Consider the following 24,811-nt stretch of genomic DNA (forward strand, 5'->3'; position numbering starts at 1 on the left):
TTCTCAATAAGATCAGGAACGCAACGGCCATCGACCAGGCAAGATCTGTTGAATATCCTTATTATCAGTCGCAAGTCCGAGAACGCGAGAAGACATTTTCAGTCCCGCCAGATGGCGAGACTTGGATTGGAATATCGCTTTCTCGATGCATTCGAGGCGAGCGATCTGTCGCCCGAAGACTGCCAGGAAGCAGCCAACCACTGGCCAAGCCCAACGCTGCGCCAGGACATTGCCTGCTTCACATCGCATCGAATGGCGTGGAAGGCCGTCGTAGAGCGAAATGAAAAGACAATCATACTGGAAGACGATGCCGTCCTTTCGAGTAATATTGCCGACGTGATACGAACTATCCGCGACCGTGACGACGATTGGAACTGCGTCTACGATCTGGAATTCGTCCCCCTGCCCCATATCGTGGCGAAACTACCGCTTTGGACAGATGATCCCAGCGGCTATCGGGCGACACGTGTCTTTCAAAACCGGCTCGGCTTGGCAGGTTATGTCATCGGCCCGCGTGCAGCCGCCAGGATGCTTGAGGATACGAAGAACTATGCATTGGTCGATGCATACTTCTGGCATCGATCGTGGATTGCGGCCGTTCAGATCGAACCGGCCCCCGTGGTCCAGCTCCGCTTTCTCGAAGACAGCGCAAGCAAGGCGCCCTTCCTTCGGGCGTCGGAAGACGATGTGTTCAGGCCAAAGAGCAAGCTGAGCAAGCATTTGATGCGCTTGCGTCTCGAACTGGTGAAGGCGCGCAATCTTCTCAGAGCAGGGCTTCACAGCGAGAAGCGGCAGATCCAAATGGATGTCGCCAAGTTTCCACTCGACCACAACAACGTTTGAGGTCTGGGCTGCTCAGCCAAATCGGCAACCGCCGCCCCTTTGGCGACGGGATAACGGTCTGTCTCAGGCAGCCCAACGGATCAGCCGCGACCGCGATAGGTGGCAACGCCTTGGTCGGGCAGAAAAACGCCCTCGGGCGGCTTGCCGGTCTGCCAGAACACGTCGATCGGAATGCCACCGCGCGGATACCAGTAGGCGCCAATCCTGAGCCACTCCGGGTCGAGCAACTCGACCAGCCTCTTGGCAATATAGACCGAGCAATCCTCATGGAAGGCGCCGTGGTTGCGGAACGCATGCAGGAACAGCTTCAGCGACTTCGATTCGACCAGCCACTCGTTGGGGATGTAGTCGATCACGATATGGGCGAAATCCGGTTGCCCTGTCATGGGGCAGAGCGAGGTGAATTCCGGCGCCGTGAAGCGGACGACATAATTGGTGCCGGCGTGGCTCGACGGCACCCTCTCCAGAACCGCCTCCTCGGGCGATTTCGGAGATTCCGTCTGGCTGCCCAGCATGGACAGGTTGGATACGTCTGTTTTGGGCATTCAAGCCTCCTTGATGACTTTGACGCGGATGCCGTGGGCCTTTTCGCCTTCGGGCTCGACGTGAATGGCGATGCTGGAGCCCGGATGCGCCGCGCGGATGGCATCTTCAAGGCGATCGCAGATATCGTGCGCCTGCCTTACAGACATGGTAGCCGGCACGACAAGATGAAAATCGACGAAGGTGACCGTGCCGGCGCGGCGCGTCTTCAGATCATGCACGCCGATCGAGCCAGCGGCATGGGTAGCAATCGCCTGCTTGATCGCCTCCTCCTCCTCGAGCGTGACCGCCTGATCCATCAGACCGCCGATCGAATGAGAGATCACTTTCCAACCCTGATAGAGAATATTGACCGCAACCAGAATGGCGAGCACGGGGTCGAAGATTGCATATCCGGTGGCCAGCGCCAGCATGAGACCAATCAGGACGCCGACCGAGGTGACGACATCGGACATGATGTGCTGACCATCCGCCGTTAGCGCTGCCGAGCGATACTTACGCCCGGTCCTAATCAGGGTCTGCGCCCAGACGGCATTGATGACGCCAGCGACGAAGTTGATCGCAAGACCAAGCGCTGGCGCGTCCAGCATACGCGGCTGGAAGAGCTGCCCAATCGCCTCGTTGACGATCAAAAGCGCCGCCACAATGATCAACGCGCCCTCGGTCACGGCCGAAAGATATTCCGCTTTATGATGTCCGAAGGGATGGTCGTGGTCGGCCGGCTTTTGCGCATAGCGGATGACGAAGAAGGCGATGAAGGCCGCAACGACGTTCACCGTCGACTCCAGGCCGTCCGACAGCAGCGCCACCGAACCTGTCACCCACCATGCGACCATCTTCAAGCCCATGACGCCCAACGACATCGGGATACCCCAGAGCGCCAGCCGCCGAACCGTGAGATTGCCCTTCTCGTCCATTTTCATCCCCTGCGCAGACATCAGTGCGGATGCGAATGAATTGCAGAAATCAGCCCATTCAAACGCAAAACCGCCCGCGCGAAAATCGCGCAGGCGGCCCATGAGGCTCATATGTGCGATGATACCTATTTTGTCAAACACAGGCTGCAAGAAAGCTGGCGAGCCCCTCATTTTCTGCAATCCGACACGATTGTCCCGTCGGCCGGGTCCTGGCGCCAAAGCAAGCTGCACACCCGCCCAACGTCGATGCCACCGCAGACAGGATCGCTATAAATAGACCGAGGAGCGTTCAGAGCTTGCAGACGTTGGACCACCGGCGATCTCGGCCGCGATGCTGATCGATTGTGGCCAACGAAGGAGCGCCGCCTTACCTGCTGGCGTCAGGGCATAGACGCCCTTCTCCCGCCGTTCGAACCAGCCATACACATTGGCGAGCAGGATCTTGCCCGCGTCCGCTGCCAGCGCTTTCATATCGCGCGGCCGCACCATCCCCTGCTGGAGTGCCGCGGCACAGATTAGCGCCCGTTGGCGATAGGCCGTCATGACAGGCGCACGTGTACTGCCGCCGACCGCTGGATCGCCGCGCCGACGCTGATGCTCCCTGACGAGCCGCGACCGGCGTTTCGGATTGGTGCGCGGCATCGGCGAAACCGAACTGACGATGACGCTGACCTCGCCGGCATCAGACACGCCGAGCATACCGATCCCCAGCCGGCGACAAAGATCGCGATAGCGCTTGTCGGCCTCGCGCCCGCGTCCCTTGGCGGAGACGCGGGCGGCAATCCAAACCTCGTCGCTCATCGCGGCTCGATCAACGGCCTGCAGGACAAGCTCGAGATTGAAGCTGAGTTTCAGCTCACACACCACGACGACCGGCGGCTCGCCCTCGGTTAGGCCGACGAGATCACATCCGCCGATCTCGCCTTTGACGACGTAGCCCGCCGCCTCCAGAAAGCCTTTGACCGGCAGATAGAGCGAGGTTTCCATCGACAACCGCCGTCGTCAGGCCGCCCTTGTCTTTGCCTTGCGGGACAGATGCGCGACGACATTCTCGATCATCCGCATGCCGGCGTCGCCGCCGAGCGTCATGATCGATTCCGGATGGAACTGTACGGCGGCGATCGGCTCCTTCTCGTGCTCGATCCCCATGATCGTGCCATCCTCGCTTTCCGCCGTGATGATGAAGTCACGTGGCAACGTCGAGGGATCGGCAAAGATCGAGTGATAGCGCCCTACCGTCACCTCCTTGCCGAGGCCAGAGAAGACGATGCCGGGCTCCAGCACACGGATGCGCGACGGCTTGCCGTGCATCGGCAGCGCCAGATGCCGCAGCTCGCCGCCATAGGCCTCGGCCAGGGCCTGCAGGCCAAGGCAGACGCCAAAGATCGGCAGATTGCGGGCCCGCGCCTTCTTGATCGTCGCCTTGCAATCGAAGTCCTTCGGATTGCCGGGACCCGGCGACAGCACAACGAGATCAGGATTTAGCCGGTCGAAGATTTCCTCCGGCACCGGCGTACGGACGGTAGAAACAGTCGCCCCCGTCTGGCGGAAATAATTGGCGAGCGTGTGGACAAAGCTGTCTTCGTGATCGACAAGCAGGATCTTGACGCCCGTGCCGACGGCAGCAACGTCGCGGCCGACCTTGCCGGAGTTGCCGGCCTTGGCATCGCGGATGGCGGAAAGCATGGCGGAGGCCTTCAGTTCGGTTTCGGCTTCTTCTTCATGAGGATCGGAATCGTTGAGCAAGGTCGCCCCTGCCCGGACTTCGGCGATCCCGTCCTTGATGCGAACCGTGCGCAGCGTGAGGCCAGTGTTCATGTCGCCGTTGAAGCCGACCATGCCGATTGCACCGCCGTACCAGGCGCGCGGGCTCTTCTCGTGGCTTTCGATGAAGCGCATGGCCCAGAGCTTCGGCGCACCGGTGACCGTCACGGCCCAGGCGTGGCTGAGGAAGCCGTCGAAGGCATCCATGTCGTCGCGCAGGCGACCCTCGATGTGATCGACCGTGTGGATGAGACGCGAATACATCTCGATCTGGCGGCGGCCGATGACCTTCACCGAACCCGGCTCGCAAACGCGGCTCTTGTCGTTGCGGTCGACGTCCGAGCACATCGTCAGCTCGGACTCATCCTTTTTGGAATTCAGCAACTTGAGGATCTGCTCGCTGTCAGCGATCGGATCGTCGCCGCGCTTGATCGTACCGGAGATCGGGCAGGTCTCGATGCGGCGGCCGGAGACACGCACAAACATTTCGGGCGAGGCACCGACCAGATATTCCTGATTTCCGAGATTGATGAAGAAGGAATAGGGCGACGGGTTGATCGCCTTCAGCCGCTTGGAAATGTCCGACGGCTTGCTGTCACAGCGCTCCATGAACTTCTGGCCCGGAACCACTTCGAAGAGGTCACCCTTGCGGAAGCTCTCCTTCGCCTTGACAACGAGGTCGGCATACTCGCCGGGGCGATGATCGCTCTTCGGCGGAATGGCATCGGTGCGCTGGAAGGGTTCTGCCGGAATGTCGCCGGCCTTGCCCTCGGTCGAAAGCCCGCCCTTTTCGAAGTCGTAGCGGTCGATCCAGGCCTTGGCCGAATAGTTGTCGACGACAAGGATCTCATCGGGCAGGTAGAGAACCATATCGCGCTGGTCGGCCTGGCGCGTCAGCTTCAGATTGATCGCATCGAATTGGAAGGCAAGATCGTAGCCGAAGGCGCCATAAAGACCGAGGCTGGCATCCGCCTGGGAATAGAACAGCTCGGTGATGGCGCGCAGAACGGTGAACACCGTCGGGATCTTCGAGCGCTCCTCCTCGGTAAAGGCGCGCTCAGGCGTCTTGACAGTCAGATCCAGCCGCCGCGCCGTCGAAGTGCCAAGCACCAGATCCGAAACCGTCTTTAGCCGCTCCGCGACAAAGCCGAGGATAACCTCGCCGCGCTCGTTATAGGCTTCGATCCATACGTGGCGACCGTTGCAGGAAATACCGAGCGGCGGATCGACGATAGCGGTATCCCAGCGGGTGTAACGGCCCGGATATTCGTAGTTCGACGAAAACACCGCGCCACGGCGCTCGTCGAGCTTGTCGATATAGGACGAGACCGCGTCAGCGTAGGGGATCGCCCTGCGCTGCCGGGTGACCGATATGCCGCCCTTCGTCTCGTAGATTTCCGCTCCGTCATCCCGAAGGATCGTTACCATTGTTCCACTCCGTTATCGGGCCCGGATGACAGGCAGCCTAAAAACAAAAAAGCCGCCTGGCGTTTTCCGGGCGGCTCACTCGTCGTCTTTGGACACGATTGGTCGAGGCCGCCTCAGCGAGCCCACCACCAAACTGCAATGTTCAAGGACGTGTGCATGGGCGGAATTGTTAGCGTGAGATCGGACCGAGCGCAAGAGCCTAATCCCACGAATGAAAAAGGGCGGCGCAGTGGCCGCCCTTCGCGATGCGCGAGCCGCTTAGAAGCGTGCGCGTGCCGTGATCATGAACGTGCGCCCACGACCGGTTTCAATGGTGTTGCCGGCAATCGTGCTAGACGCAGGCGTGTAGGTCTTGTCGAAGACGTTGGTGACGCTTCCAGTCAGCTCGAAGCCCTTTTCGAACTTGTAGTTCGCAAAGAGGTCGACCAGTCCGTAGCCCGGCTGATACGGGCTGGTTCCGGCGGCAACATTCACGCTTCCGACGTAAGCTCGGCTGACGGCATAGAAGCGCGAGCCAACGGTGAGGCGCTGATCCTCGAGGAAGCGAGCACCGAGCGTCGCGCTGAAGATACTGTCAGGCAGGTAGCTTTGCACTCCGAAGCCGTTGACCTGCGAGGGCAGGTTCGTATCCGTGTAGGTGTAGGCAAGATCACCGAAGACAAAGCCCGCATCGTAGGCGGCCTGCAGCTCGAAGCCGCTCACTCTGGATGTGCCCGGATTATTGACGAAGAAGATCTGCCGACCACCGTTGAGAAGTGCGGCGGTGATGTAATTGTCGATGTTGTCGTAGAAGTAATTTGCCTTCAGGCGGAAGCTATCGCCCGCATCCAGCAGTCCATCAAACTTGATATTCGCGCCGATTTCCCAACCCTTGGAGGTTTCCGCCTCCAGGAACGGATTCGGGAAGAAGCTCTGCGTTCCCCCTGGATGTGTACCGCCGGCAAAGATCTCGTTGACGGTCGGCGCACGCTGGGTTTCCGCGTACGTCACGTAGGGCTGGAACCACTCGGTCGGATTCAGTGCGAAGGTGACACTCGGGTTCAGACGCCCCTCTGACTTGTCCACGGTGTAGGGACCAGCTGGCAAGCCCAACGGGTTCCCGGCAACGACAGCGCCCGATCCGTCGAGGTCGAAATGGTCGTAGCGCAAACCAAGCGTCAGGTCCGCCATGCCGTAGGTCAGCGTGGTCGTGTCGAAGACGCCGAGGATAGCGCTCTTGCCACTGCCATTGACGCCACCCAAAGGCTGCGTCCGGCTGTTGATCACGTCATAGTCGTCGTGGAAGTATTCGACACCATATTTGGTGGTGACAGCGACGTCGCCGACATCGAACTTGGACGTGTTGGAGACATCGAAGCCAATGCCGGTGTCCTTGATCCGGCGACCGGCAGCCGAACCGCCGCCCGTGGCGTTCGTGTCGTACTGCATCTCAAGGCGGTTATAATAGAAGTTCGTCTTGAAATCGATCAAGTCGTTGTCGCCAGGCGTATAGGCATAGCTGGCGGCAAACGTCTTGTTCTTCACGTTCTGGAAGTAGGAGTTCGCGAAGAAGTCGTTGTCGTAGCTGATCCCACCGAGTTTGATGGTGTTCTCGGCGTTCGGCGTGATTTCCGCCTTCAGCATGCCCGAAAGCAGGTCCTGCTCGGTGTAGGGCACCGTAACGCCATCACCGTTTTCAAAATTGCGCGGATCGCTCTTGCTGATACCACCGAGAACGGCAAAGACATCGTTGAACCGATAGGCGCCGATAGCCGACTCGGACCAGCCGAGTTCGTTGGTCCCGACCGTCGCGGAGACGATGCCGCCGTAGTTCTTGTCGCCCTGGATCAGATCATCGATGTCATAGGTGCGGAAATTGACCGTGCCGGCCAGCGCACCGCCGCCGATACCGGTAACTGATCCACGGGTCACGTCGATGCCCGCCAGGAACGCCGGATCGATGTAGGTAAAGCCCTGCGCCTCATGGCCAGTGAACCGGAAGTTCTGGCGGACGCCGTCGATCGACATGTTGACGCGGCCGGACCCCTCGAAACCGCGAATGTTGACGGCTACACCGGGGTTCTGAGGATTGTTGGCCGTCGACGTTCCGGGAACGCTGCGCAACAGATCATCCGTACCCTGACCGGCCTGGAGATTGATCTGGTCCGCGGTGACCGTGCTCGAAGGACCCGGCTTGGTGTAGGGATCGTTGGCCGCCTGCCGGCTGCCCTTCACGATGATTGGCGAGAGGAACGTATCAGCTTCGTTCTTGGCTTTCTGCTCTTCGGCGGTCTGCGCGGTCGAAGGTGCGCTTTGTGCGAAGGCGATGGCGGAAGGCATAACGATGGCGAGTGCCGTGCAGGCAAGTAGAACCGAGCGAGAGTGCCGGACGATCATGAAAACAACCCCTTGAGATAATGTCACCGGGCTGGCTGGTCGTGACGCGACTGCGTTTTCGATGGGCTGGCTAGGCATTCAGGCGAAGATTTTCGCCTTCTTTTTGCCGCATAAAAAACATGAGTATTATTGTCAATATATAAGATCAAAGTTATCTTGATTTGATAACTCATATTTTTATCGCAACGATCAGCGTTGCGAAACTGCAACGAAAATCACATCCGCACGTTCTCCTCCCGCATCAATATACAACGGGTGGATGCGTGAAGAAGATCATCGTGATTCTGGCAGCGCTGAGCTGCATCGGACTTTTGGCCAGCGCCAGCCTGCCGAAGAAGGGCCCCCAGCCGCAAATACGGCCAGCCGAATACGGCCCTGCCCCCCAAGCTCCAACGCCTCCGCCGAAGCCTGAACCAAAGCCGGATCGGCCCGATGCGGGAACACCGTCGACCGAGCCGCTGCCGACCGACACTTCTGCCGAGCCGGAGAAGCAGGGACCGAAGCTGCCTTCTCAGCAAACGCTGGAAGAGCAGCATCTGACAATCGCAGCAGAAAGCGACGAGGCACATTCCGAATGTGTCAAAGAGCTGCAGGGCCTTGGCGTCGTCTTCAAGGACATATCGCGGATCGACGATGGCAACGGCTGCGGCATCGACAAACCGATCAAGGTCACCGAAGTGTTACCGGGCATAAAAATTAAACCGGACGCGGTCTTTCGATGCCCTGTCGCCCTCGCACTTGCTCGCTGGATGAAGGAGAGCGTGATACCGGCCGCCAGCGTCGCGGCATCGGATCAGGGAAACATTGTCAGCGTCAATCAGGCATCATCCTATATCTGCCGCCTGCGCAATGGGGCGGAGACCGGCAAGGTATCAGAGCATGCACGCGGTAACGCGATCGACATTGCAAGCTTCAGCTTCGACAAGGGCAAGGACATCGCCGTGCAGCCCCGCAGGGAAGATCCAACACTGATCGGAGCCTTCCAGCGCACGATCAGCGCCGCCGGCTGTCTCTACTTCACCACGGTGCTGGATCCCGAAAGTGACGCAGCCCACGAAACGCACTTCCATCTCGACGTGTTGGAGCGGAACGGAGGATATCGTTATTGCCATTAGCAGGCTTCGCTAATTTCAGCCGACGCTCCGGGCGTGCTCAGTCAGTCGCCTCTTTGCCGAGTGCAGACATAGGGTGCCTTGATGCAGGCGATGCTAGGCGTGGAACAAGCGGCTTTACCATCGACCACGGCACAGATCGAACACTGATCGCTGAATTCCATGCAGTCGGGATTCCTGTTCATAAAATCGGCCATGCTTTGTTCGGCAGCAACCCGCTCGTCAGCCACAGCGCCGTTAACAGCCAGCAAAAGGACTGCCGCCACCGCAAAAACATGGCGTTGAGCAAAGCTACAAGGTGACATCGCCATTTCCAATCCAAGCCGGTGAACCGCATAGCTCCCCGCATTGCGGAGAGATTCAGAACAATCCCTCGATATAGCCCTGATCATTGAGATAGATCCGCTCCGCCGAGGGCGATCGCGGCAGGCCGGGCATCGTCATGATCTCACCGGTGATGGCAACGACGAAGCCCGCGCCGGCCGAGAGACGCACTTCACGAACCGGCACGATATGCCCTTCGGGCGCCCCCCGCAGGTTCGGATCGGTCGAAAAGGAGTATTGCGTCTTAGCCATGCAGACCGGCAGATGCCCGTAACCCTGCTCCTCCCAGGCATGCAACTGGTCCCTGACCGCCTTGTCAGCGGTCACCTCACCTGCGTGGTAAATCTTCGATGCCACGATCTCGATCTTCTCGAACAGGGAGACATCGTCGGGATAGAGCGGCGCAAATCGCGACTGTCCCGATTCCGCAAGCTCGACCACCTTGTAGGCAAGCTCCTCGATGCCGGCGGAGCCCTCGGCCCAGTGCCGGCAGAGGATCGCCTCCGCCCCCAAGCGCGAGACATATTCTTTCACCGCTGCGATTTCCGCGTCCGTATCCGAGACAAAGTGATTGATGGCGACGACGACTGGAACGCCGAACTTGCGAACATTGGCGATATGGCGGCCGAGATTGGAGCAGCCTTTCTTCAGCGCGGCAACATTCTCGGTTCCAAGATCGTCCTTCTTCACTCCGCCATTCATCTTGAGCGCGCGCACCGTCGCAACAATGACAGCGGCATCCGGTTTCAATCCCGCCTTGCGGCATTTGATGTCGAAGAACTTCTCCGCCCCGAGATCCGCGCCGAAGCCTGCTTCGGTCACGACATAGTCACCGAGCTTCAACGCCGTTTTCGTGGCGATGACCGAGTTGCAGCCATGCGCAATGTTGGCGAACGGGCCGCCATGCACGAAGGCCGGATTGTTTTCTAGCGTCTGGACGAGGTTCGGCTGCATGGCGTCCTTCAGGAGAACCGCCATTGCCCCGTCCGCCTTCAGGTCACGGGCAGAAACGGCCGACTTGTCGCGACGGTAGCCGACGATAATGTTGCCGAGACGCACTTCCAGATCCTCGAGATCCTTGGCGAGGCAAAGTATGGCCATAACCTCGGAAGCGACGGTGATGTCGAAGCCGTTTTGTCTGGGAAAGCCGTTGGCCACACCGCCCAGCGAGGAGACCATCTCGCGTAGAGCCCGGTCGTTCATGTCCATCACGCGTCGCCAGGTGACACGCCTCAGATCGATGTCCTGCTCGTTGCCCCAATAAATGTGATTGTCGATCATTGCAGCGAGCAGATTGTGGGCGGAGGTGATCGCGTGGAAATCGCCCGTGAAATGCAGGTTGATGTCTTCCATCGGAATGACCTGCGCATAACCGCCGCCCGCGGCCCCGCCCTTCACTCCGAAACATGGTCCAAGCGAAGCCTCTCGGATGCAGACGATCGCCTTCTTGCCGATCCGGTTCAGCCCATCGCCGAGGCCGACGGTCGTCGTCGTCTTGCCCTCGCCGGCTGGGGTCGGATTGATTGCCGTGACGAGGATCAGCCTGCCATCGGGCTTGTCTGCCTGCGCGGCAATGAATTGCGCGCTGAGCTTGGCCTTGTCATGCCCATACGGCGCGAGTTGCGCCTGAGGGATGCCGAGCTTTTCACCAATTTCGAAAATCGGCTTCTTCTCCGCCGCACGCGCAATCTCGATGTCGGATTTGTACGCTGTCATCCCCGTTTCCCCGCGGTTCTCCACGCTCGATCGGCGTCACATATTTGTTTCAACGGGATAGCGAAATATGCCGAGACTGTGAATAGTGCGCTGGTTGCCCAAAGCTCATCCAAGCAGCTATCTGTCAGGCATTGATTCCATATGTTGCGAGGACCAGACATGAAATCACTCGAGCTCATCGTCGAGCGCATCATCCTATCGAGCCGCTGGATACTCGTGGCCTTCTATCTCGGCCTATCTCTCGCGCTCGCCGTCTATGCTGTCTCCTTCGGCTACAAATTCCTGAAGGTGGCCGGCGGCGTATTCGTCCTCAACGAGGGCGAAATGATCCTCGCCATGCTCGGCCTGATTGACGCCGCACTGGTCGCCAGCCTCATCGTCATGGTGATGATCTCCGGTTACGAGAATTTCGTCAGCCGCTTTGACGAGCGCGAGGACGATGTCTCGTTCATCGGCAAGCTCGACGCCGGCAGCCTCAAGATCAAGGTCGCGTCGTCGATCGTGGCAATTTCATCGATCCATCTGCTGCAGGTCTTCCTGAATGCCGAGCAATACACCGATAGCAAGATCATGTGGCTGACGGCGATGCATCTGGCGTTTGTCGTCTCCGCGGTGATGCTCGGCTTCCTCGAGCAGATAACCAAAAAGGCGAAAGTGGCGGACAAGATCTGATCGTGAAGCGATTCGCAGGCGATTGGTGTCTTCCGGACGAACTTCCATATTTCCTTCGATGCTGCGCGGAGAGCCGGTCCCGTTTCCTTGGGTTGCGTTTCGAACAACAAGCGCCGCAACCATAGGACGATTCTGTGGTTAAAGTAATACATTTGAAATTAATCGCTGCGTGCGCGGCCGTTTCGCACTAGCAAATATATCAGTTTGCATATTCTATAGCGCTGAAATGAAGGTAAGCAGGGACGCATTGATGTCTTACATGACTACCTCGGAAAGGCAGCTGTCTCTGGCCACGGAGATTTCAGCTACCAATACCAGGGCCGAATTCGCACAAATTCTCGTCAAAGTAGCGCGCGCCTATGGCTTCCGGCATATCACCTTGATGCTTGCGCCCGCTCCTGAAAGCGTTCTCCTCAAAACCCTCCTCATTGAAACATCGCTTCCATCCGCCTACTTCAACCAATTCGACCGCGCCCGCATCATGCGTTTTCCCATGCTGTCGATGGGAATGGGCGACTCGGCTCTGCCGCGCTCATGGAGCCTTTCCGACAACTCCTGCGCCTACACTTTCCCGAACGAGTTGAACAAGCTTCAGCACGAGTTCGGCATTCCGACCGGCGTTGCGCTCCCGGCATATACCCGTAACGGTGAGCGAATCCTGTTCTGGCTGGCCGGGGACCGCCCGGTACTTGGACAAACCGAGCTCAACGAACTCGCGATGGTGACGCTCCATCTGCTTGACGCCTATCACCGCACGAAGCAGTCGAAGGTCACCGAGCATACGCCGCTTTCTGCTCGCGAACGCGAGGTCGTTCGCTGGACGGCGCAGGGAAAAACGTCGATCGAGATCGGCCAGATCCTCTCGTTGTCGGATCACACCGTGAATGCCTATATGACCAGCGCCATCAAGAAACTCGACTGCGTGAACCGGACGCAACTTGTCGCCAAGGCGATCCGGATGAAGCTGATCAACTGACGCGACGCTCAGCGATCGAGCACAGAGCGAATTTCGACGAGATTCGACCTGACGCGAAGAATATAGAAGCCCATCGTCGCCAGATGGCTCGGCATGATCCAGCCGTCCTCCCGACCGTTGGAAATAATTGCCGGCTGAATTTGCAACGCCGCCTGGAACTGCCTCATCGTTGCGCCGAATATGGCGCCTAGATTGCGCTCCGCAACGACCTGGGAAAAGTCGGACTGTGCGGCGGCAAGGATCGCGTAGTAGGCATAGAGCTGCCCATAGGCGAACCAGAAGCGGTCGTCTGCGCGTGTGTCGAACCAGCCGCGATGATGATTCTGTGAGCGGTCTGCAAGCACGTCCGAGGTGCTGCCGAGATCGTTGGCGATACGATCGATGAACTGGATGAGGTTATCCGCGCGTCCATCGAAGATCGCGTTGCAGGCTGCCAGATCCGTATTGAACTTGCGCAGGCTTTCGAGAGCGGAGCGATAATAGCTCGGTGTCGGCGTCTTCGGCCCGAACGGATCAAGTCCAAAATACCAGCTGTATTCGTCGAACTGCAGGTTGCCGCGCGCTTTCTGCAGGTCGTTGTTGATCCCCGAGGTGCCGCGCACACGTCCGAGCGTGTCGACCAGTTCAACCGAGGTGCGGCGAACCGCCTGATTCACACCACGCTGGAACGACGCCTTATTGTCGAGAAACGGCGTATGATCCCAGTCGATGCCGAAAAGGCCGAGACGATAGAGCAGCATGGACGAGATCCACGCATTCTGATTGACGTTGAAGTCGACCAGGTCGGCAACGACATCGACGATGGCAGAGCGCTGGCAGGTCTTGGTAGTCGCCGCGCCGTCTGTTGACGGTAGCTCCTGCCCGGCAGCAACCTTTCGCTCAGAAAGTCTGTATTCGTTGACGAAGGACGGGTTGAATCCGGACCAGACCTGCGTCTGCCAGATGAAATAGCAATAGAGAACGGCAAGCAGCCCGATAAAACCAAGGATCGGCAACCGAACCATCCAGGTGCGCTGCACGTACCAGCCGCGGGCGGCGATAAATGGCCAGAACGCCCAGGCAAAGAAAATCCGCGCCCAGCGTCCGATGGTCCGGCCGATCAGCCTGAAAAAACCGGCGATCCGGTCGAGCATCGTCTTCTCCTTGCCGTGGTGGACAAAAATTGCCTGCGCAATGACATATGCGCTCGCTCGGGGAAGGACAATATCGTGCTGATATTATTGTTTCTTCGGAGCCTAGGAGCGCAGAAAGCGGAAACGCAGCCGCTTGGAGATCTTCGTCGCATCGATGAGCGGCCCTCCGGAGCCATCGTCCGGCTCGGGCCCGAAGGTCTCGAACTTGTTCGCGAAGGCGGCATCGGCGGCTCGCTTGCGGTGCTCCAGTTCCTGCGGCACCAGCATGTTGCGCTCGAACAATTCAATCGGACCGGCAATCGCGGGAAAAAGCTCCGCCGAAATCTGTACCTTTGACCCGGGAATGTCGGTGTCCACCTGCGCCTGATAGATCAGTAACCGCTCTTCGGTGTCGATCACCATCTTGCGGCCGAGAACGTTGCACTGGCCGACCTGGCTATTCAGCGCATCGACGAAAACCTGGAAGAGATTGATGAAGCGTTCGCGGCGCTGACTTTCCTCGCGCATTGCGCGCTCTTCATCGGCTGCACGGTCGGCCTGCGCTTTCAGCGCGCGGCGCTCCTCTTCCATGCGTTCCCATTCGGCCCTGCTTCCGTAGAGACCGATCCTGCCCTGCGTCGTCAACGCCTTGGCGTTCAATTCCCGGATGCGAAGGCGGGCGATATCGATCCTGTCAACAAGCCGACGGCGCTGTTCGACGATGCCGATCAATCCGTGCTCGGCCAACTTGTGAAAGTCGATGGCAATCGTGCGGTAGCTCGCAATAACCGCGGCGGTTTCGTTCGACTTTACCAGGAGGTCGCGCAACCGCTCCACAACAGGCGCAGCGCGCACCCGCGCGCTATGGCGACGCCACATCCGCTGGCGCGAAAAGCGACCAATGAATTTCTCGCCTGGCGTCAGGCCACGGAAACTGTCGAGATCTGCCGACACCTTGACCGTCAGCGTGTCGAGGACGGACACGAGTTCCGCGAGGAGATTGGTCAGGCTCGCGCCGTTCGTGACAAAGGCCTGGAACCGTCCATTCTCGACAAGGAAACGCTCATCGTCGACAGCAGCCCCTTGGCGGGCAAACTCACTGATGAAATCGACACAAACCTTGGCTTCAAGACGCAGCTGTTCCACGAGCGCTCGTGCCGCTTCCAGCTGAGTATCGAAGGAGAAAGGCTTGCGCACCGGGACGCCTCCATGAATCGGTTACCGCGAACCTAGCGTATAAGCCGCCGAACCGGAATCGATTTGAGGAATGGTCACACCGCTTCGGCGAGCCATTGCCCGTTCATGGCATCATCCCAATGGCGCCGACAGAGCGACACGTACTTTTCGTTGCCTCCGACATCGATCTGCGCACCTTCACGCAGCACCTTTCCTTCCGCATCAAGACGCACCACCATTGTCGCCTTGCGTCCGCAATGGCAGATCGTCCGCACTTCACGCATCTCGTCAGCGATCGCGAGAAGCTCCTCGGAAGCCGGAAAAAGCTTCCCCTGGAAATCAGTCCTCAGGCCATAGACCATGACCGGAATGTTCATCCGGTCGACGATCCGGGCAAGCTGCCAGACATGCTCGCGCGTCATGAAGTGAGCTTCGTCGACGAAGACGCAAGCAATGGGTTCCCCCTCCTTGCTGAGCTCGCCAATCAAGGCCTGCAAGTCTGCCTCCGGTTCGAAGGCGACGGCGCTGGCCTGCAGTCCAATCCGGGAGCCGATGATCCCCTTTCCGGCACGCTCGTCGAAGGCCGCTATCAGCAAAACGACGCGCATGCCGCGCTCCTCGTAATTGTAGGAAGCTTGCAGCAGCATCGTCGACTTGCCGGCGTTCATGGTCGAGTAGTTAAAATAGAGTTTTGCCATCGTTTTCTCCGTCTTTCGCTTCTTGAAAGCTCGAAACGTCAAAGAAAAGTCCCCCATTTTGATAATCACAGGAAATTCCCGGCCGAAAATGCCCAAAACCCTTGAAATTCCGGCACTCCGCGAAAAAGTGCTCACGTCGCAATCGGGTACTCCAATGCGGCGCAAACGCGCTCAGGTCGCTTGTAAAACTCGGCTATTGGTGATTGGCTTGGGAACGTAAGACTGGGAGTCTAAAATGAAAACAACAAGCGTATTCAAACTGACCACCGCCACCGCAGTTGCCGCTCTCTCTGTCGCAACCGCTGCATTCTCCGCCGACCCGGACAGCTGCTCGACCGTCCATTTCTCGGACGTTGGTTGGACGGATATCACCGCAACCACCGCCACTGCTTCCGTGGTCCTGAAAGGACTGGGCTATGCCCCCGACGTCAAGGTTCTTTCGGTTCCGGTTACCTATCAATCACTGAAAAACAAGGACATCGACATCTTCCTGGGTAACTGGATGCCGACCCAGGAGAAAGACGTTCGTCCCTTCCTCGACGATAAGTCGGTGGAGTCCTTTGGCCCGAACCTCGTTGGCGCAAAATACACGTTGGCAACCAATGCCAAGGGCGCTGAACTCGGCATCAAGGACTTCAAGGACATCGCCGCCCATAAGGACGAACTCGACGGCAAGATCTACGGGATCGAGCCGGGCAACGATGGCAATCGCCTCGTCATGGACATGATCGACAAGAACACCTTCGGCCTGAAGGGCATGGAAGTGGTTGAATCGTCCGAGCAAGGCATGCTTGCGCAAGTCGCCCGCACAGAGAAGGAAGGAAAGCCGGTCGTCTTCCTCGGCTGGGAACCCCACCCGATGAACGACAACTTCAAGCTTACCTATCTGACGGGTGGCGACGACATCTTCGGACCGGACTTCGGTGGCGCCAAGGTGTTCACCAACGTTCGTGCGGGCTACCTCAACGAATGCCCGAACGTCGGCGCCTTGCTCAAGAACATGATTTTCTCTCTGGAAATGGAAAATCAGGTGATGGGCAAGATCCTGAACGACGGTGACGAGCCGGAAAAGGCTGCGACGGAATGGCTGAAGGCCAATCCGTCCGCGCTGGATCCGTGGCTTGCGGGCGTGAAGACTCGCGACGGCAGCGGTGACGGCCTTGCGGCTGTCAAGAAAAGCCTCGGCCTGTGACAATGACGAACGGGGTGGTTTGCACCACCCCGCTTCCGATATCATCGCTATTGTTCTTGCTCTTTCTGGATAGGCGAGCCCTTGACTTGGATCACTGAATCTAAAATTCCCATCGGCGCGTGGGCGAAAGCTTTCGTGGATTGGCTGACGTCGAATGCCGATTGGTTCTTCAACCAGCTTGCCTTCCTGTTGTCGCACGTCATCGACGGGCTGCTGTTCGTTTTGCAGAAGCCGCATCCTCTGATCGTCATCCTTGCCATCGGCGGGATTGCCTACTGGCTGCGGCGCTCGATCGTTGTGGCGGTATTCACCTGGCTTGGGCTGCTGCTCATCATGAACCAGGGCTACTGGAAAGAAACCACCGAAACGCTCGCGCTGGTTCTGGCATCCACTTTCGTCAGCATGCTCGTCGGCATCCCGCTTGGCATTGCTGCCGCGCGCCGCGCTTGGGTCTACGCGGCACTGCGCCCAATTCTTGACTTGATGCAGACCATTCCGACATTCGTCTATCTCATTCCCGCGCTTATTCTTTTCGGCCTCGGCATGGTTCCTGGCTTGATCGCCACTGTCATCTTCGCGATCCCGGCCCCGATCCGCCTGACACGTCTGGGCATCATCTCGACGCCGCCGTCGCTCGTCGAAGCCGCAGAGTCTTTCGGCGCAACGCCGATGCAGGTGCTGCGCAAAGTCGAACTGCCTTACGCTACCCCGCAGATTATGGCAGGCCTGACGCAGACGATCATGCTGTCGCTCTCGATGGTCGTGATCGCCGCGCTCGTCGGCGCCGATGGTCTCGGCGTGCCGGTTGTTCGCGCGCTCAATACGGTCAATGTCGCCAAGGGCTTCGAAGCTGGACTCTGTATCGTTATTCTCGCGATTATTCTCGACCGCATGTTCCGTGCGACAGGTGAAGGAGAAGGCGTATGACCGCGGTCCGCTTCGACAACGTCAGCATCGTCTTCGGCGATAAACCAGAAAGCGCCCTCGCCTTGGCCGATCAGGGCAAAAACCGTGACGAAATCGGGGCCGCGACCGGTCTCGTTCTCGGCGTGGCGGATGCCTCGCTCTCCGTACAGGAAGGCGAAATCCTGGTCCTCATGGGCCTTTCCGGCTCCGGTAAATCAACCTTGCTTCGTGCCGTGAACGGGCTGGCGCCCGTCGTGCGCGGCGAGGTTTCGGTCGCAACGCCAAACGGGCTCTGCAACCCCTACAAGACCACCGCGAAGGGCTTGCGCGACCTGCGCATGCACACTGTCTCGATGGTCTTCCAGCAGTTCGCGCTCTTGCCATGGCGCACTGTGGCGGAGAATGTCGGTTTCGGTCTCGAGCTCGCGGGTATGCCGGAGGCCGAACGCAAGAAACGCGTCGGTGAACAGCTCGAACTCGTCAACCTGACCAAATGGGCCGACCGCAAGGTCAATGAGCTCTCCGGTGGCATGCAACAGCGTGTCGGCCTTGCCCGCGCCTTTGCCACGGGTGCGCCGATCCTGCTGATGGACGAGCCGTTCTCGGCGCTCGATCCGCTGATCCGCACGCGCCTGCAGGACGAACTTCTCGAGTTCCAGCGACGACTGAAGAAGACCATCCTCTTCGTCAGTCATGACTTGGACGAGGCGTTCCGCATCGGCAACCGGATCGCCATCATGGAAGGTGGGCGCATTATCCAGTGCGGCACCCCGCAAGACATCGTCAAGAACCCGGCCGACCAGTATGTCGCCGACTTTGTCCAGCACATGAACCCGATCAGCATGCTGACGGCGCGGGACGTCATGCAAGCCGGTCTCGGCCACGCAGCCGCAGGCGCCAGCGTCAGCGGCACGGCACGTGCCGAGACGCCGCTGATCGACATCCTCGATGCCCTTTCACGCCAACCTGGCAGCATCGGGGTTGTCGAAAACGGTGCGATCGTCGGCACCATTTCGGCGCAAGACGTCGTCGAAGGCTTGACGCAGCATCGCCGCAAAGAAGAGGCTTGATCCTACCGTCCGCTTCCGCCAAAAAAGTGGACATGAAAGATCAAGCTTCCGTTCTCAGGGAAACCGACGGAGAAGCCCGCAAGCTCGCTCGCACGCTTCTCCGTTCGGCCCGTTACGCCGCAATCGCCGTTCTCGACCCCGGGACCGGTTTTCCCTTTGCCAGCCGGGTTCTCCTTGGCACCGACATCGACGGTGTTCCCGTCATTCTCGTCTCGGGCTTGTCGACGCATACCCGCGCGCTCGACGCCGATCGCCGCGCTTCGCTTCTGACAGGCGAGCCTGGCAAGGGCGATCCGCTTGCCCATCCACGCCTGACGACCCAATGCCTTGCCGAACCGGTCGAGCGCGACAGTGAGGTCCACGCGCGAATTCGCAGCCGCTTCCTCAACCGCCACGCAAAGGCAAAGCTCTATATCGATTTCCCTGATTTCCGTTTCTTCCGGCTTGTGCCGCAGTCCGCAAGCCTCAATGGCGGATTTGGTCGCGCCTATGTGCTGGAAGGCGAAGATCTGACGATTCGATCTCCCGGCAACGAAGCCGTGGCAGCGCAAGCGGACGCGATAGTGCAAGAATTGCTAGCCAGGCACCCAGACCTCGCGGCCAGGGCCGCAGCGAGCCTGAAGGCCGGCAACGGCGATTGGCGCATTTGTGGAGTGGATTGCGCCGGTTTCGATCTCATTTCGGGTGATTTGCTTTTGCGTTGCGAGTTCGACGCCGTCGCACAGACCGTTGAGGACGTTTATTCACATATATCTAACATGAAATACGCAATACCTGAAATTTAGCTATATACAATCTTGACGCTGTATTGATAGTTTTCGCCGTCCGGCATTGAGCGGGAACGTGCGTTTTTGAAATTAGTTTCACATCAGGAAGAAGGTATGGACACAATCGATTTAACCGCCAATGCAAACGTTGCCGCTGCCCTGTTGTCGGCAATGGCGAACCCGAAGAGACTTCTCATTCTGTGCAACCTCGTGAGGGGCGAAATCCCGGTTGGCGCGCTGGCGCAAGAGGTCGGTTTGAGTCAGTCCGCGCTCTCGCAGCACCTTTCCAAACTGCGCGCCCAGAAACTGGTAAAGACGCGCCGCGACGCCCAGACGATCTACTACTCGAGCAATTCCGAGCAGGTTCTCAAAATCCTCGAAGCACTCACGGACATCTATACTGTTCAAAACCGCACAATGTCTGCGGCGTAGGGACGCGCTGACATAACGTCAGCCTATAAGCCGCGCTGCCGAGGGATGCATCCGGAATAGTGCGGCACCTTATTTCAGCACGTCTATCATATTCTTAGACCGGCAGAAATGCCGGTCTATTTTTTTGTGGTGTCCACTGGAGCGACGAGCAAGCCGCAGCGTCCGCAGCTTGACGCCCGGAGAAGCGCTGATAATTTGACCGGGCAGTAAAAAACCGCCTCAGCCAATACCGGGAACGGCCTCCAAAACGGCCATGGAGAACATGATGTCCAACCGCCTCAATACCACGCCAAACGACCTCCGGGCCTTTTGGATGCCCTTCACTGCGAACCGTCAGTTCAAGAAGGAGCCGCGTCTCTTTGTCAGCGCCAAGGACATGTACTACCAGACCCATGACGGCCGCCAGGTGCTCGACGGCACCGCCGGCCTGTGGTGCGTCAATGCCGGCCACTGCCGGCCGAAGATCACCGAGGCGATCCGCGAACAGGCCGGCGAACTCGATTATGCGCCGGCCTTCCAGCTTGGCCATCCCAAGGCCTTCGAACTGGCGAACCGCCTCGTCGATATCGCGCCCGAAGGCATGGATCACGTTCTCTACACCAATTCGGGGTCTGAATCGGTCGAGACGGCGCTCAAAGTCGCACTCGCCTATCATCGCGTGAGGGGCAACGGCTCGCGCTTCCGTCTGATCGGCCGCGAGCGCGGCTATCACGGCGTCAACTTCGGCGGCATCTCCGTTGGCGGTATCGTCTCCAACCGCAAGATGTTCGGCACCCTGCTAACAGGCGTCGACCATATGCCGCACACCCACCAGCCGGGCAAGAACGCCTTCACCCGCGGCCAGCCCGAGCATGGCGGCGACCTGGCGACCGAGCTTGAGCGCATCGTCACGCTGCACGACGCTTCGACCATCGCAGCCGTCATCGTCGAGCCCATCGCCGGCTCGACAGGCGTCCTGATCCCGCCGAAAGGCTACCTGCAGAAGCTTCGCGAAATCTGCACCAAGCACGGCATCCTGTTGATCTTCGACGAAGTCATCACCGGCTTCGGCCGTCTGGGCGCCCCGTTCGCTGCGCAGTATTACGACGTCAAGCCTGACATGATCACCACCGCGAAGGGCCTGACCAACGGCGTCATTCCGATGGGCGCGGTCTTCGTCACCGCTGAGATCCATGATGCGTTCATGAACGGCCCGGAGCACATGATCGAGTTCTTCCACGGCTATACCTATTCCGGCAATCCGATCGCCTCGGCGGCCGCACTTGCCACGCTCGACACCTACAAGGAAGAAGGCCTTCTGACCCGTGCGGCGGAACTCTCCGACTACTGGGCCGATGCGCTGCATTCCTTGAAAGACTGCCCGAATGTCATCGACATCAGGAACACCGGCCTGATCGGCGCCATAGAGCTCGATCCGATTGCCGGCGAGCCGACCAAGCGCGCCTTCACCGCCTTCCTGAAGGCCTATGAGAAGGGCCTGCTGATCCGCACCACAGGCGACATCATCGCGCTCTCGCCGCCACTGATCATCGAGAAGCACCACATCGACGAGCTTTTCGGAAAACTGCGCGAAATCCTGCAAAACAACATCTAAACAACGCGTTTTCGGGCCCGTTTTTGCCAAATCCGGCAAAAACGGGCCCTATTTCTTTATCTTCTTGCGAAATCAGCAGTAAATTCCTAAGAAACTTGCTGCGCACCCGCCGAAGCCAAACATGGCAGGCGGATGCTTCGGCCGCGCGGCCGCTGATCGTCTCTTGGCGCATCCCGCAAGGGCTGTTGTACGATCTGGGCTTGCCGCTGCGGTACTTAAATCGCGGGTTTGAAACCCACCCAAGGAGAAAGAAAATGAGTCTGAAGACTTTGTCGGCGGCCCTTGTCGCCTCGCTTGCCTTCGCGCCGCTCGCCCATGCAGACATCACGATCGGCCTTATTGCGCCGCTGACCGGTGCGGTTGCCGCCTATGGCGATCAGGTGAAGAATGGCGCGCAAACTGCGGTTGACGAGATCAACAAGAAGGGCGGCATCCTCGGCGAAAAAGTCATCCTCAAATACGCCGACGACGCCGGTGAACCCAAGCAAGGCGTTTCCGCCGCAAACCAGCTCGTCGGCGATGGCATCCGCTTCGTCGTCGGCCCGGTCACCTCGGGCGTGGCGATCCCGGCATCCGACGTTCTCGCCGAAAACGGCGTCCTGATGGTCACTCCGACTGCGACGGCTCCCGATCTCACCAAGCGTGGCCTCGCCAACGTCCTGCGCACCTGCGGTCGTGACGATCAGCAGGCCGAAGTCGCCGCCAACTACGTCTTGAAGAATTTCAAGGACAAGCGTGTCGCGATCATCAACGACAAGGGCGCCTACGGCAAGGGTTTGGCGGATGCCTTCAAGGCCACGCTGAATGCCGGCGGCATGAAAGAAGTACTCGACGACTCGCTGACCCCTGGCGACAAGGACTTCAGCGCGCTCACCACCCGCCTCAAGGCTGAGAACGTCGACGTCGTCTATTTCGGTGGCTATCACCCGGAAGGTGGCCTGCTGGCCCGCCAGCTGCATGACCTCTCCGTCAAGGCGACAATCATCGGCGGCGACGGCCTCTCCAACAGCGAGTTCTGGAACATCGGCACCGACGCAGCTGGTGGCACGATCTTCACCAATGCCATGGACGCAACGAAGAGCCCGGACTCGAAGGCAGCAGCCGACGCGCTGAAGGCCAAGGGCATCCCGGCCGAAGCCTTCACGCTCAACGCCTACGCCGCAGTCGAAGTGCTGAAGGCCGGCATCGAGAAGGCAGGCAGCGCCGAAGATTCCGAAGCAGTCGCCAAGGCGCTGAAGGGCGGCGAGCCGATTTCGACCGCAATCGGCAAGCTGACCTACGGCGAAACCGGCGACCTGAGCTCGCAGAGCTTCGCGCTCTACAAGTGGGAAGGCGGCAAGATCGTTCCGGCTGAATAAGCTGTCGATCTCCCGATCGCAATCGCCGGGCGTCCCTGTGGGCGCCCGGTTTTCGTTTGTGGCCCGGATGGTAAGCCGATCTCGCTTTGTCGGACACATGGGCTATAAGTGGTAAAACGCCAGCACGAGGATGCCCATGACTGCCAAGCTCGAACGCCTCATTGACCAGGGAACGGGCCGTTTGCCCGCCGATATCGTGCTGAAAGGCGGACGTTTCTTCGATCTCGTGACCGGCGAACTGGTGGAGTCGGATATCGCGATCGCTCAAGACCGTATTGTCGGCACGTGCGGCAGCTATGACGGCGAAACCGAGATCGATATCTCGGGAAAGATCGTCGTGCCTGGCTTCATCGACACCCATCTCCATATCGAGTCATCGCTGGTGACGCCGCACGAGTTCGACCGCTGCGTCCTGCCCTACGGCGTGACCACCGCCATCTGCGACCCGCACGAGATCGCCAATGTTCTCGGCACCGAAGGCATTCAGTATTTTTTGGATTCCTCGCTGGAAACAATCATGGACATCCGCGTCCAACTCTCCTCCTGCGTGCCCGCCACGCATCTGGAAACATCCGGCGCCGACCTGCCGATCGAACGGCTCCTTCCCTTCCGCCATCATCCTAAGGTCATCGGCCTTGCCGAGTTCATGAACTTCCCCGGCGTGATCCACAAGGATCCGATCTGCATGGCGAAGCTCGACGCTTTCCAGGGCCAGCATATTGACGGCCACGCCCCACTGCTCTTGGGCAACGATCTCAACGGCTATCTCGCAGCCGGCATCCGCACCGAGCACGAATGCACGAGTGCTGCCGAAGCGCTGGAAAAAATCCGCAAGGGCATGCACATCCTCATACGCGAGGGCTCCGTGTCGAAAGATCTCGCAGCCCTGATGCCCATCATCACCGAACGCCTGTCACCCTACCTCGCGCTTTGCACAGATGACCGCAACCCGCTCGATATCGCAGAACAGGGCCATCTCGATTACATGATCCGCACTGCCATCAAAAGCGGCGTGGAGCCGCTCGCCATCTACCGCGCTGCCTCGATCTCGGCTGCCCGTGCTTTTGGCCTGAGAGACCGCGGTCTCGTCGCCCCAGGCTGGCGCGCGGACCTCGTGGTCATCGACCGCCTCGAAAACTGCCGTGCGGACCTCGTCTTTGCGGCGGGTCGCCAGGTGACGACAGAGCTTTTCGCCACGCGCAAGCTCGTGGAGCCGGTCGGCCTCGACAGCGTCAAGGCTAGGCCTGTCAACGCCGCCCATTTCGGCGTTCCTGTGGCCGATGGCGAAACCCCTGTGATCGGCGTCACCCCCGGCAAGATCATCACCGAACATCGCCGCTACCGCCTGCCCGTGAAAGGCAACCAGACCGACGTCGATCTCGGCAACGACATCATCAAGGTCGCCGTCATCGAGCGGCATGGCAAGAACGGCAACCATGCCAACGGTTTTGTCCAGGGTTTCGGCCTGAAGAAGGGTGCGATCGCCTCGACCGTCGGCCATGACAGCCACAACATCTGCGTCGTCGGCGTCGGCGAGGATGACATGGCGCTCGCCGCCAATCGCCTCGGCGAAATCAAGGGCGGCTTCGTGGTCGTAGAGGATGGCAAGGTCACCGGTGAGATCGCCCTGCCCGTTGCTGGCCTGATGAGCCTCGATCCCTACGAGACGGTGCGCGACACGCTCCACCATCTGCGCAAGGCCGCCTATGCGCTCGGCACGACACTGGAAGAACCTTTCCTGCAAGTCGCCTTCCTGCCGCTGCCGGTCATTCCGCACCTGAAGATCTCAGATCGCGGAATGGTGGATGTCGACAAGTTCGCCCTGATCGGGTGAG

22 protein-coding genes are annotated in these 24,811 nt (G+C 59.3%); 12 read left to right on the forward strand and 10 right to left on the reverse strand.

The features are described from left to right. Window positions 1-48: 48 nt before the first annotated feature. Window positions 49-843, forward strand: coding sequence for a glycosyltransferase family 25 protein (locus NBG89_RS10960; RefSeq protein ID WP_431319980.1), 795 nt, complete (start codon window positions 49-51; stop codon window positions 841-843). An 80-nt stretch (window positions 844-923) separates the two neighbouring features. Here the strand turns inward: NBG89_RS10960 and queF are convergent, their stop codons facing one another. The 5 genes from queF to NBG89_RS10985 all read right to left on the reverse strand — a co-directional run bounded on the left by queF (window position 924) and on the right by NBG89_RS10985 (window position 7,871). Further along, a complete protein-coding gene (gene queF, locus NBG89_RS10965; RefSeq protein WP_431319981.1) occupies window positions 924-1,388 on the reverse strand; it encodes a preQ(1) synthase in 465 nt (154 codons plus the stop codon). Further along, window positions 1,389-2,303 (reverse strand): CDF family cation efflux transporter EmfA, encoded by a 915-nt coding sequence (gene emfA / locus NBG89_RS10970; RefSeq protein WP_431319982.1) that lies wholly within the window; start codon window positions 2,301-2,303, stop codon window positions 1,389-1,391. Window positions 2,304-2,570: 267 nt separating this feature from the next. Next, window positions 2,571-3,290 carry a DUF2161 domain-containing phosphodiesterase gene (locus tag NBG89_RS10975; RefSeq protein WP_431319983.1) on the reverse strand — a complete coding sequence of 240 codons (720 nt, stop codon included), beginning with the start codon at window positions 3,288-3,290 and terminating at the stop codon, window positions 2,571-2,573. Window positions 3,291-3,305: 15 nt separating this feature from the next. Beyond that, entirely contained in the window at window positions 3,306-5,495 is a 2,190-nt protein-coding gene (locus tag NBG89_RS10980) for an anthranilate synthase (RefSeq protein WP_431319984.1), read from the reverse strand. Between the two features lie 258 nt (window positions 5,496-5,753). Continuing rightward, window positions 5,754-7,871, reverse strand: coding sequence for a TonB-dependent receptor domain-containing protein (locus NBG89_RS10985; protein WP_431319985.1), 2,118 nt, complete (start codon window positions 7,869-7,871; stop codon window positions 5,754-5,756). A gap of 263 nt (window positions 7,872-8,134) precedes the next feature. Here NBG89_RS10985 and NBG89_RS10990 point away from each other — a divergent pair, with 263 nt between their 5' ends. Continuing rightward, a complete protein-coding gene (locus NBG89_RS10990; RefSeq protein ID WP_431319986.1) occupies window positions 8,135-8,986 on the forward strand; it encodes an extensin family protein in 852 nt (283 codons plus the stop codon). Between the two features lie 41 nt (window positions 8,987-9,027). On the opposite strand, the gene NBG89_RS10995 is transcribed toward NBG89_RS10990, so the two are convergent. After that, window positions 9,028-9,294 carry a hypothetical protein gene (locus NBG89_RS10995; protein WP_431319987.1) on the reverse strand — a complete coding sequence of 89 codons (267 nt, stop codon included), beginning with the start codon at window positions 9,292-9,294 and terminating at the stop codon, window positions 9,028-9,030. A gap of 49 nt (window positions 9,295-9,343) precedes the next feature. Continuing rightward, the gene (locus NBG89_RS11000; RefSeq protein ID WP_431319988.1) at window positions 9,344-11,023 is read right to left on the reverse strand and encodes a formate--tetrahydrofolate ligase; all 1,680 of its coding nucleotides are present in this window, start codon (window positions 11,021-11,023) and stop codon (window positions 9,344-9,346) included. A gap of 159 nt (window positions 11,024-11,182) precedes the next feature. Between NBG89_RS11000 and NBG89_RS11005 the strand changes: the two genes are divergently transcribed. Both NBG89_RS11005 and NBG89_RS11010 read left to right on the forward strand, forming a co-directional pair. Beyond that, on the forward strand, window positions 11,183-11,695 hold the full coding sequence (locus NBG89_RS11005) for a TIGR00645 family protein (protein WP_431319989.1): 513 nt from the start codon (window positions 11,183-11,185) through the stop codon (window positions 11,693-11,695). 250 nt (window positions 11,696-11,945) lie between these two features. Continuing rightward, window positions 11,946-12,671 (forward strand): LuxR C-terminal-related transcriptional regulator, encoded by a 726-nt coding sequence (locus NBG89_RS11010; protein WP_431319990.1) that lies wholly within the window; start codon window positions 11,946-11,948, stop codon window positions 12,669-12,671. Between the two features lie 8 nt (window positions 12,672-12,679). Here NBG89_RS11010 and NBG89_RS11015 read toward each other — a convergent pair whose 3' ends face one another. The 3 genes from NBG89_RS11015 to NBG89_RS11025 all read right to left on the reverse strand — a co-directional run bounded on the left by NBG89_RS11015 (window position 12,680) and on the right by NBG89_RS11025 (window position 15,657). Further along, window positions 12,680-13,804 carry a DUF2333 family protein gene (locus NBG89_RS11015; RefSeq protein WP_431319991.1) on the reverse strand — a complete coding sequence of 375 codons (1,125 nt, stop codon included), beginning with the start codon at window positions 13,802-13,804 and terminating at the stop codon, window positions 12,680-12,682. Between the two features lie 102 nt (window positions 13,805-13,906). Further along, window positions 13,907-14,980, reverse strand: a complete 1,074-nt coding sequence (locus NBG89_RS11020; RefSeq protein WP_431319992.1) for a hypothetical protein — start codon at window positions 14,978-14,980, stop codon at window positions 13,907-13,909. A gap of 74 nt (window positions 14,981-15,054) precedes the next feature. Further along, the gene (locus NBG89_RS11025; protein WP_007789867.1) at window positions 15,055-15,657 is read right to left on the reverse strand and encodes a thymidine kinase; all 603 of its coding nucleotides are present in this window, start codon (window positions 15,655-15,657) and stop codon (window positions 15,055-15,057) included. A 235-nt stretch (window positions 15,658-15,892) separates the two neighbouring features. On the opposite strand from NBG89_RS11025, the gene NBG89_RS11030 reads away from it, so the two are divergent. The 8 genes from NBG89_RS11030 (at window position 15,893) to ade (ending at window position 24,810) form a co-directional block, all read left to right on the forward strand. Further along, window positions 15,893-16,849: a choline ABC transporter substrate-binding protein gene (locus NBG89_RS11030; protein ID WP_088695278.1), complete on the forward strand. Its 957-nt coding sequence runs from the start codon at window positions 15,893-15,895 to the stop codon at window positions 16,847-16,849. Between the two features lie 81 nt (window positions 16,850-16,930). Beyond that, complete coding sequence (gene choW, locus NBG89_RS11035; protein WP_088695277.1) at window positions 16,931-17,776, forward strand: choline ABC transporter permease subunit; 846 nt, start codon at window positions 16,931-16,933, stop codon at window positions 17,774-17,776. Then, window positions 17,773-18,825 carry a choline ABC transporter ATP-binding protein gene (gene choV / locus NBG89_RS11040; protein ID WP_431319993.1) on the forward strand — a complete coding sequence of 351 codons (1,053 nt, stop codon included), beginning with the start codon at window positions 17,773-17,775 and terminating at the stop codon, window positions 18,823-18,825. Before choW ends, choV begins: the two co-directional genes overlap by 4 nt. A 32-nt stretch (window positions 18,826-18,857) precedes the next feature. Then, the gene (locus tag NBG89_RS11045) at window positions 18,858-19,610 is read left to right on the forward strand and encodes a HugZ family protein (protein ID WP_431319994.1); all 753 of its coding nucleotides are present in this window, start codon (window positions 18,858-18,860) and stop codon (window positions 19,608-19,610) included. Between the two features lie 96 nt (window positions 19,611-19,706). Further along, entirely contained in the window at window positions 19,707-20,024 is a 318-nt protein-coding gene (locus tag NBG89_RS11050; protein WP_431319995.1) for an ArsR/SmtB family transcription factor, read from the forward strand. A 265-nt stretch (window positions 20,025-20,289) separates the two neighbouring features. After that, window positions 20,290-21,618, forward strand: coding sequence for an aspartate aminotransferase family protein (locus tag NBG89_RS11055; RefSeq protein ID WP_431322667.1), 1,329 nt, complete (start codon window positions 20,290-20,292; stop codon window positions 21,616-21,618). A gap of 254 nt (window positions 21,619-21,872) precedes the next feature. After that, window positions 21,873-22,976, forward strand: coding sequence for a branched-chain amino acid ABC transporter substrate-binding protein (locus tag NBG89_RS11060; RefSeq protein ID WP_431319996.1), 1,104 nt, complete (start codon window positions 21,873-21,875; stop codon window positions 22,974-22,976). A 136-nt stretch (window positions 22,977-23,112) separates the two neighbouring features. Continuing rightward, complete coding sequence (ade, locus tag NBG89_RS11065) at window positions 23,113-24,810, forward strand: adenine deaminase (RefSeq protein ID WP_431319997.1); 1,698 nt, start codon at window positions 23,113-23,115, stop codon at window positions 24,808-24,810. Window position 24,811: the final 1 nt, after the last annotated feature.

Source organism: Rhizobium sp. YTU87027, from assembly GCF_050644135.1.
Lineage (GTDB): Bacteria > Pseudomonadota > Alphaproteobacteria > Rhizobiales > Rhizobiaceae > Rhizobium.

Coding starts and splice junctions, on each gene's coding strand:
- queF (WP_431319981.1), bottom strand. CDS start 1,388: ATGCCCAAAACAGACGTATCCAACCTGTCCATGCTGGGCAGCCAGACG.
- emfA (WP_431319982.1), bottom strand. CDS start 2,303: ATGGACGAGAAGGGCAATCTCACGGTTCGGCGGCTGGCGCTCTGGGGT.
- NBG89_RS10975 (WP_431319983.1), bottom strand. CDS start 3,290: ATGGAAACCTCGCTCTATCTGCCGGTCAAAGGCTTTCTGGAGGCGGCG.
- NBG89_RS10980 (WP_431319984.1), bottom strand. CDS start 5,495: ATGGTAACGATCCTTCGGGATGACGGAGCGGAAATCTACGAGACGAAG.
- NBG89_RS10985 (WP_431319985.1), bottom strand. CDS start 7,871: ATGATCGTCCGGCACTCTCGCTCGGTTCTACTTGCCTGCACGGCACTC.
- NBG89_RS10995 (WP_431319987.1), bottom strand. CDS start 9,294: ATGGCGATGTCACCTTGTAGCTTTGCTCAACGCCATGTTTTTGCGGTG.
- NBG89_RS11000 (WP_431319988.1), bottom strand. CDS start 11,023: ATGACAGCGTACAAATCCGACATCGAGATTGCGCGTGCGGCGGAGAAG.
- NBG89_RS11005 (WP_431319989.1), top strand. CDS start 11,183: ATGAAATCACTCGAGCTCATCGTCGAGCGCATCATCCTATCGAGCCGC.
- NBG89_RS11010 (WP_431319990.1), top strand. CDS start 11,946: ATGTCTTACATGACTACCTCGGAAAGGCAGCTGTCTCTGGCCACGGAG.
- NBG89_RS11015 (WP_431319991.1), bottom strand. CDS start 13,804: ATGCTCGACCGGATCGCCGGTTTTTTCAGGCTGATCGGCCGGACCATC.
- NBG89_RS11025 (WP_007789867.1), bottom strand. CDS start 15,657: ATGGCAAAACTCTATTTTAACTACTCGACCATGAACGCCGGCAAGTCG.
- NBG89_RS11030 (WP_088695278.1), top strand. CDS start 15,893: ATGAAAACAACAAGCGTATTCAAACTGACCACCGCCACCGCAGTTGCC.
- choV (WP_431319993.1), top strand. CDS start 17,773: ATGACCGCGGTCCGCTTCGACAACGTCAGCATCGTCTTCGGCGATAAA.
- NBG89_RS11045 (WP_431319994.1), top strand. CDS start 18,858: ATGAAAGATCAAGCTTCCGTTCTCAGGGAAACCGACGGAGAAGCCCGC.
- NBG89_RS11050 (WP_431319995.1), top strand. CDS start 19,707: ATGGACACAATCGATTTAACCGCCAATGCAAACGTTGCCGCTGCCCTG.
- NBG89_RS11055 (WP_431322667.1), top strand. CDS start 20,290: ATGTCCAACCGCCTCAATACCACGCCAAACGACCTCCGGGCCTTTTGG.
- NBG89_RS11060 (WP_431319996.1), top strand. CDS start 21,873: ATGAGTCTGAAGACTTTGTCGGCGGCCCTTGTCGCCTCGCTTGCCTTC.
- ade (WP_431319997.1), top strand. CDS start 23,113: ATGACTGCCAAGCTCGAACGCCTCATTGACCAGGGAACGGGCCGTTTG.